This window comes from Streptomyces sp. NPDC046805 (assembly GCF_040645355.1).
GTDB lineage: Bacteria > Actinomycetota > Actinomycetes > Streptomycetales > Streptomycetaceae > Streptomyces.
In genome coordinates, this window is the sequence record NZ_JBEYYC010000076.1 from 1 (window position 1) to 6708 (window position 6708).

General features: G+C 71.0%; 9 protein-coding genes. 7 read left to right on the plus strand and 2 right to left on the minus strand.

Going from position 1 to position 6708, the window contains the following annotated elements; genetic code table 11:
- Window positions 1-234: 234 nt before the first annotated feature.
- Window positions 235-873, plus strand: coding sequence for an endonuclease (locus tag ABZ910_RS36075; protein WP_361373633.1), 639 nt, complete (start codon window positions 235-237; stop codon window positions 871-873).
- Window positions 874-943: 70 nt separating this feature from the next.
- Window positions 944-1927 carry an aldo/keto reductase gene (locus ABZ910_RS36080; protein WP_361373635.1) on the plus strand — a complete coding sequence of 328 codons (984 nt, stop codon included), beginning with the start codon at window positions 944-946 and terminating at the stop codon, window positions 1925-1927.
- 4 nt (window positions 1928-1931) lie between these two features.
- On the opposite strand, the gene ABZ910_RS36085 is transcribed toward ABZ910_RS36080, so the two are convergent.
- On the minus strand, window positions 1932-2522 hold the full coding sequence (locus ABZ910_RS36085) for a TetR/AcrR family transcriptional regulator (RefSeq protein ID WP_361373637.1): 591 nt from the start codon (window positions 2520-2522) through the stop codon (window positions 1932-1934).
- Between the two features lie 160 nt (window positions 2523-2682).
- Between ABZ910_RS36085 and ABZ910_RS36090 the strand changes: the two genes are divergently transcribed.
- From ABZ910_RS36090 to ABZ910_RS36105, 4 genes are all read left to right on the plus strand, one after another.
- Complete coding sequence (locus ABZ910_RS36090) at window positions 2683-3330, plus strand: peroxiredoxin-like family protein (RefSeq protein ID WP_361373639.1); 648 nt, start codon at window positions 2683-2685, stop codon at window positions 3328-3330.
- A gap of 181 nt (window positions 3331-3511) precedes the next feature.
- Entirely contained in the window at window positions 3512-3964 is a 453-nt protein-coding gene (locus ABZ910_RS36095; protein ID WP_361373641.1) for a DUF3995 domain-containing protein, read from the plus strand.
- Window positions 3945-4454 (plus strand): RNA polymerase sigma factor, encoded by a 510-nt coding sequence (locus ABZ910_RS36100; RefSeq protein ID WP_361373643.1) that lies wholly within the window; start codon window positions 3945-3947, stop codon window positions 4452-4454. Before ABZ910_RS36095 ends, ABZ910_RS36100 begins: the two co-directional genes overlap by 20 nt.
- Complete coding sequence (locus ABZ910_RS36105) at window positions 4451-4903, plus strand: hypothetical protein (protein ID WP_361373645.1); 453 nt, start codon at window positions 4451-4453, stop codon at window positions 4901-4903. The genes ABZ910_RS36100 and ABZ910_RS36105 overlap by 4 nt, the downstream gene beginning before the upstream one ends.
- Before the next feature lie 36 nt (window positions 4904-4939).
- Here the strand turns inward: ABZ910_RS36105 and ABZ910_RS36110 are convergent, their stop codons facing one another.
- Window positions 4940-5680, minus strand: coding sequence for a class I SAM-dependent methyltransferase (locus ABZ910_RS36110; RefSeq protein ID WP_361373647.1), 741 nt, complete (start codon window positions 5678-5680; stop codon window positions 4940-4942).
- 124 nt (window positions 5681-5804) lie between these two features.
- Between ABZ910_RS36110 and ABZ910_RS36115 the strand changes: the two genes are divergently transcribed.
- A complete protein-coding gene (locus ABZ910_RS36115; RefSeq protein ID WP_361373649.1) occupies window positions 5805-6536 on the plus strand; it encodes a hypothetical protein in 732 nt (243 codons plus the stop codon).
- Window positions 6537-6708 lie beyond the last annotated feature (172 nt).

Sequence of the window (6708 nt, forward strand, 5' to 3'; positions counted from 1 at the left end):
GCCCGCCCCGGGGTTGCTCCTCCCCGGGGGGGCGCCCTGGGCGGGGGGCGGCGGGGGGGGGCGGGGGGCCCCGCCCGCCGCGGGGGGGGGGGGGGGGGGGGGGCCCCCCGGCCCCCCCCCCCCCCCCCTGCCTTCTGCTGTCCTTGAGGTCGGCCGACCGAAGGCTGCGGGTCGGCCTCACCTGCGCCATGATCGAGGTGGGCGCTGTTCGGACCAGGTGGAAGGAGCGCTTTCATGGGAACCGAGCAGTTGATCACCAGGCTGCTGCGCGAGTACGGACAGACCTACGCCGAGGAAGCGGGGATCACCCTTCGGGACAAGCCCGCCCCGCTCTACCAGCTCCTGATGATGACGGTCCTGTGCTCGGTCCGGATCAAGGCCGGCACGGCGATCGCCGCGGCCAGGGAGCTGTTCGCGGCCGGACTGGACACGGCCCCGGCGATGGCGGGGTCCAGCTGGCGGGAGCGGGTGGTGCTGCTCGGGCGCGCGCACTACGTCCGGTACGACGAGAGCACGGCGACCGCACTGGGCAGCGGTGCGGAGCTGGTCCTCGACAAGTACCACGGCGACCTTCGCAAGCTGCGCGAGCAGGCCGCGGGCGACGTGGAGCGGCTGCGCGCGCTGTTGCAGGAGGTGCCGCGGATCGGTCCGGTGGGGGCGGACATCTTCTGCCGTGAAGTGCAGGCGGTCTGGCCCGAGGTGCGCCCCTTCCTCGGCGAGCGGGCCTGCGCGACCGCCGCCGAGCTCGGTCTGCCGCACACCCCGCGGGGTCTTGCCGCACTGCTGCCGGGGGACGACCTGGCCCGGCTGGCAGCCGCTCTGGTGCGTGTCAGTCTGTCCAAGGGCGCGGTGGCGGAGATGCGGGCAGGCTGACGGGTTGACTTGGAGCGCGCTCCAGAACCTAGGGTCACGGTGACGTCTCACAGAAGCCGGAGCAGATCCGATGAGGAAACGCGTGCTGGGCCGCAGCGGGATCGAAGTGAGCGCCCTCGGGTTCGGTTGCTGGGCGATCGGCGGGGAGTGGCAGGACGTTCAGGGCAACCCGCTGGGGTGGGGGAAGGTCGACGACGAGGAGTCGGTGCGGGCGATCCGCCGCGCCATGGAGCTCGGCGTGACGTTCTTCGACACGGCCGACGTGTACGGCACCGGGCACAGCGAGCGGGTGCTGGGAAGGGCCGTCGCAGGGCGCCGCGGCGAGGTCGTCATCGCCTCGAAGTGGGGCAACACCTACGACGAGACGAGCGGCACGCTCACCGGGTCCGACGCCTCCCCGGAGTATGTGCGCACCGCACTGACCGCGTCGCTGCGCCGCCTCGGCACCGACCATCTCGACCTGTACCAGCTGCACATCGGGGACGCTGGGCTCGAATCAGCCGCGCAACTGCGGGAGGCCTGCGAGGAGTTGGTCCGCGAGGGGCTGATCCGCGCGTACGCGTGGTCCACGGACGACCCCGCCCGCGCCCGGTTCTTCGCGGGGGGCCCGCACTGCGCGGCGGTGCAGCACCAGTGCAACGTCATGGAGGATGCCCCCGAACTCCTGATGCTCTGCGAGGAGTCGGACCTCGCCAGCATCAACCGCGGCCCGCTGGCCATGGGTTTGCTGACGGGGAAGTACCAGCAGGGCCGGCGCGTCGGCCACGGCGACATCCGCTCCACGCCTCCGTCATGGATGCGCTACTTCACCGAGTCAGGGCCTGCCCCCGACTGGGTCGCCGGGATCGAGTCCGTGCGCGAGGTACTCACCAGCGGCGGCCGCACTCCGGCCCAGGGCGCCCTCGCCTGGCTGTGGGCGCGCAGCCCGCGCACCGTCCCGATCCCGGGCTTCCGCACGGTCGCCCAGGCCGAGGAGAACGCCCGCGCACTGGACCACGGGCCGCTGACCCCCGGGCAGTTGGCGGAGATCGACGCGATCCTCGCCCCGCACTGATCCTTCACCGCGCACTCAGTGACTGCAGTGTCGCCGTCACGGTCTTCCCCAGTTCCCGCGCGTCGGCCCCGGCGCGCGAGCGCAGGTTCACGCCGTACGCGAGGAGCGCCAGCAGGTCGGCCGCGGCATCCGGATCGGTGCCGGGGGCGAGCTGGTGCTCGGCCTCGGCCGTGACGAGCGCCGCACGGAGCGCCTCGCGCAGCCCTTGGTGATGCCGGTCGAGGGCGGCCCGGACGTCGGGGTCGCTGCTCTCGGCCCCGGCGTGCGCGCTGGAGACCATGCAGCCCCAACGGGCGTACGGCCCGGAGCAGCGTGCCTCGATCAGCGCGGCGAAGAAGTCGGCGACGGCGGGCAGGCCGCGTCCGTCCTCGGCCAGGCGCAGGAACGCCGGCTCCGACCGCTGCTCCAGGTAACGGCGCAGCGCGGCACGGTACAGCTCCTGCTTGCCGCCGAACGTGGCGTAGAGGCTGGACCGGTTGAGTCCCGTCGCCGTCACGACGTCCTGGATCCCGGTCGAGGCCACGCCCCGGCGCCAGAACAGCCGTACCACGGTCTCCAGGACCGCGTCCGGGTCGAAATGCTTGATGTCCGGCATGTGTCGCCTCACCCCGCCATCTTGAAATGAGGGTTCCAAGATATCCTCACTCCCGTTATCTTGAAACGGTCGTTCCGAGATGGCGCCGTGAGACGGACGTCCCGGCGGGACGACCCGACGAGACGACCGGATGCAGCCGCGATCCAGGAGGAGCCCTCACATGAGCCTCAACGCCGAACTTCGCGCCTTCTACGAAGCCCGCCAGCAGCAGATTCCCGACGACATACGCGCGATCATGCACCGGGCGGCACAGGAACTCGCCGCCTCCGGACAGGCCGAGCGCGCCCTGACCACCGGCGACACGGCCCCGCGCTTCAGCCTGTCCTCGGCGACCGGTGCGGAGGTCGCTCTGGACGGGCTGCTCGCCACCGGCCCCGTCGTGCTGACCTTCTACCGCGGTGCCTGGTGCCCGTACTGCAACATCGCGCTGCGCGCCCTCCAGCAGCACCATGCCGAGATCACCGCCCGCGGCGCGCACCTCGTCGCCGTCTCCCCGCAGATCCCCGACGAGTCCCTCTCCCTCACCGAGAAGCACGCCCTCGCCTTCGACGTCCTCAGCGACCTCGGGTCCGACACCGCCAAGCAGTACGGCCTCGCCTTCGACCTCCCTGTCGACCTGGCCGCCGTCTACGACAAGCTCGGTTTCGACCTCCAGCGCGTCAACGACGGTCACCCGCGCACGCTCCCGCTGCCCGCCACGTACGTCATCGACCGCGACGGCACGATCCGCTGGGCGTTCGTCGACAGCGACTACACCCGACGCGCCGAGCCGGCCGACATCCTCTCCGCGCTCGACACCCTCGGCTGAACCGCGCGCCCGGGGGTGGGTGTTCACGTCACGGCCGTCATGGTCGGCCACGGCCGTCACAGTGGCGTCGTCGGGGATCGGGTGCACGCAATCTTCGAAATTCCCGTACCCCGAGGGAACCTTTGGGGTGGACGGCTCCTCCATAGAGCGACGGATCGCCATCGCTGCCGCAGGAGGACCCATGCCGTACCGGCTCGACACCCCCGCCCCCACCCGCGCCGCCGGGCTCATCGCCTCAGTGCTCACCCTGGACGCCCTGTTCCACCTGTACTGGACGACGGGAGCCACCTGGCCGGCGGCCGACGACAGGAGCCTGTCCGAAGCGGTTCTCGGTACGGTCGTGCCGTTCACGCCCCCGGTTCTGTTCACGCTCGTCGCCCTGCTCCTCACCGGCGCCGCATTGGTTCTCGCCCGCGCTCGTCGCCCCCGCCACCTGCTCCTGCGCATCGGCACACTGGTCATGACCGCGGGATTCTCACTGCGTGCCCTGGCGGGGATCTACTGGCTGTTCGCCAAGGAGGCCGGCACGGCTTTCTACTGGCTCAACCTCACCCTCTACACCCCCGTGTGCGTCGTACTGGCCGTGGCCGCGCTGCGCGTGGCGCGGTGGAAGGATGCACCCCGTGCCCGATGACCGAACGGTCCGGCTCGTGCGGGACGCCCAGCGAGGCGACACCCTCGCCATGGCCGAACTCCTGGATCTCCTCGCCCCGTACGTGGGCCGCGTCTGCGCGTCCATCGCGCTCGACCAGGGCGCGGACGCGGCGCAGGAGGCCCTGGTGACGGTCTTCAAGTCATTACGCACCCTGAAGGACCCGCTCGCCGTGCACGGCTGGGTCCGGGCCGTCGCCGTGCGCGAGGCGATCCGTACCGCACACCGCGCCGCCCGCACCGTACCGGCCGACCTCAGCACGCTGCCCGCGCGCGGCGACCCTCAACTCTCCGCCGACATAAGGGACGTACTTGATCGGCTGTCCCCCGAGCATCGCGCGGTGCTGATGCTGCGTGACGTGGAGGGCCTGGACGAGCGCACCGCCGCCGCCCTGCTCGGTGTCCGCACCGGCACCGTCAAGTCGCGGCTGCACCGGGCCCGCGACACCTTCCGGAAGGCGTGGACGTCATGACCGAGCCCTGGCCCACCATCGACCTCGATCCCGTACGTCGCCTGCATGCCCTGGCGGCCGGCATCCGCGGTGCCCACGTGACCGAGGCGCACATCGACGCTCCCTTCGAACGCGTCTGGACCCTGCTGGGCGACCTGGAGGGCGGGTTCGGACAGATCGTGACCGACATGGAGCGGCTGCACGTCGTCCGCCGAGAGGGCGAACGCGTGGAGGCACTGGCGCACAGCAGGTACGGCATGCGGGCTCGGCTGCGCGGGGTGCAACGGCCCGGCTGGTGCTGGCTGCAGAGCCGGTTCCTGCTGCTCGGCGTGGCGGCGGCGCCCGACGGCACCGGCACGCGCGTGGCCTTCACCGGGGGCGTGCGCGTGCCGCACCATGCCGCGCTGATCCCGGTCGGCGTACGGCGTGAAGGCAGCCTCAACGTGCGACGCCTGACGGCGTTGCTGTGAGCCGGACGGCACCGGCTTCACAGGCGATGTGCCGCCTCAGGCAGGCTTGCGCCACACGGAGATGTGCTTCGTGGAGTCCTGGGTGAACGGCGTTCCGTCCCAGTCGGCGACGCGCCGCTCCAGTTCGAGTCCCGCGATCCGTGCCATCAGGTCGAGTTCCGCAGGCCATGCGTACCGGTGCCGGGAGTCGGCGGGGCGGTAGTGGCCGTCGTCGCCGTCGCGCGTGAAGTGGTGCGAGACCAGGATCTGTTCGACCAGGTCGAAGGTGTCGAAGCCGAGATGCCGCTCGGAGACGTCGAACGGCACCGCGACCTGCCCCGGCGGCAGCAACCGCAGCGGCGGCACGTTCAGTTCGATGACGAACCGGCCGCCGGGCGCCAGATGGCGTGCGGCGTTGCGGAAGCACTCGACCTGCTCGTCCTGCGTCAGCAGGTTCGTGATGGTGTTGAAGACGAGATAGACCAGGGTGAACTCGCCCGGAACGACGGTCGTCGCCATGTCTCCGATGGTGACCGGGAGCGTGTCCTCGTCGATCTTGCGCCGCAGGACCGCTGCCATGTGCTCGGACAACTCGATGCCTGCCACCGGCACGCCGCGTTCGTGGAGCGGCACGCCCACGCGCCCGGTTCCGATGGCGAACTCCAACGCCCGCCCGCCTGACGCGAGTTCGGTGAGGAAGGCAAGTGCCGGTTCGAGGAAAGCGGCCGAGGACATCTCGGCCGCCTCGGCGTCGTAGCGGTCGGCGGTCGCGCGGCTCCACAGCTCACTGCTCGTCACGGGGCGCCACTTTGCCGCGCGTGGTGGGGCACTGTCGACCGAATTACCCATGCCTGCGGCTGCCTCCCTCGCTCGTGACGGAGCCCGAGGATCAAATCCTGTGCCCAGCTGGCAGAATGCGCCGGTGACGTCGCAGAGCGGGGTATCGAGCGAGGCAAGAGCAGTCGTCGGACTGCTTTCCGGCCTCCTGGGTGTGGTGTTGCTCGTATTCGTGGGCCTTCAGCTGCAGGACACGGTGGAGAGCGACCGGGCGCTGAAAACGGCGGTGGACTGCCCGTCCGTGCCGCGGGAGCCGTCGGACTGCCTGTGGAGGCAACCGTTCACGGTCTCGGGCATCCATCTGTGGTCGGGGAGCAGGAGCAAGGGGATCCACGCGACCCTCACCCCGCCCGGCGGCAGTCCGTGGCCCACGGAGTTCCGCAACGACGGCCCGGTGCTCTTCCAACTCCACGACGGCGACGAGGTGACCGGCACGATCTGGCGCGGGCAGCTGGTGCGGATCTCCGCGAAGGGGGCCCGACAGGCCACGGTGAACAGCCCGGACACGCTCCCCGAGTCCCGTATGGCTCTGCTGGTCGTCTGTGGTCCGTCCTGCCTGTTGATGGCACTGGCCTGTGGCTGGCGCCTGCGCCGCATCGGGGAGCCGCAGTGGGGGCGGGGGATGAAGTACTTGCTCGCCCTGGCCGTCGGTCTGGCCGTGGCGGGGGTGGTCGCGGCCGTCCTGACGATCAAGATGGCCCTGCCGCTGTGGAGCATGCCGGCGATCTGGCTGGTGCCGGCGGCGCTGATGACCGCCCTGGCGATCGCCGGCGGACGGCAACCGGCGCAGACGGACCTGGCGCCGTCGGCACAGTGACCTGACCTGTCGATCCGGCGACAGCCGAGGGCGAGAGCGATCCGCATCTCGCGCCGGCGTACCACGCAGCGTGCGCTCTAGAGATCTTTAACGGCTGAGGTTACGTCGGGTCGTGACGGCTGCCGCAGGCCGCGCTATGTCAGGGGTATGAGGTATCCCGATGGCGGTGGAT

Excerpts from the sequence above, each read along its gene's own strand:
- ABZ910_RS36075 (WP_361373633.1), top strand. The coding sequence starts at position 235 with ATGGGAACCGAGCAGTTGATCACCAGGCTGCTGCGCGAGTACGGACAG.
- ABZ910_RS36080 (WP_361373635.1), top strand. The coding sequence starts at position 944 with ATGAGGAAACGCGTGCTGGGCCGCAGCGGGATCGAAGTGAGCGCCCTC.
- ABZ910_RS36085 (WP_361373637.1), bottom strand. The coding sequence starts at position 2,522 with ATGCCGGACATCAAGCATTTCGACCCGGACGCGGTCCTGGAGACCGTG.
- ABZ910_RS36090 (WP_361373639.1), top strand. The coding sequence starts at position 2,683 with ATGAGCCTCAACGCCGAACTTCGCGCCTTCTACGAAGCCCGCCAGCAG.
- ABZ910_RS36095 (WP_361373641.1), top strand. The coding sequence starts at position 3,512 with ATGCCGTACCGGCTCGACACCCCCGCCCCCACCCGCGCCGCCGGGCTC.
- ABZ910_RS36100 (WP_361373643.1), top strand. The coding sequence starts at position 3,945 with ATGCACCCCGTGCCCGATGACCGAACGGTCCGGCTCGTGCGGGACGCC.
- ABZ910_RS36105 (WP_361373645.1), top strand. The coding sequence starts at position 4,451 with ATGACCGAGCCCTGGCCCACCATCGACCTCGATCCCGTACGTCGCCTG.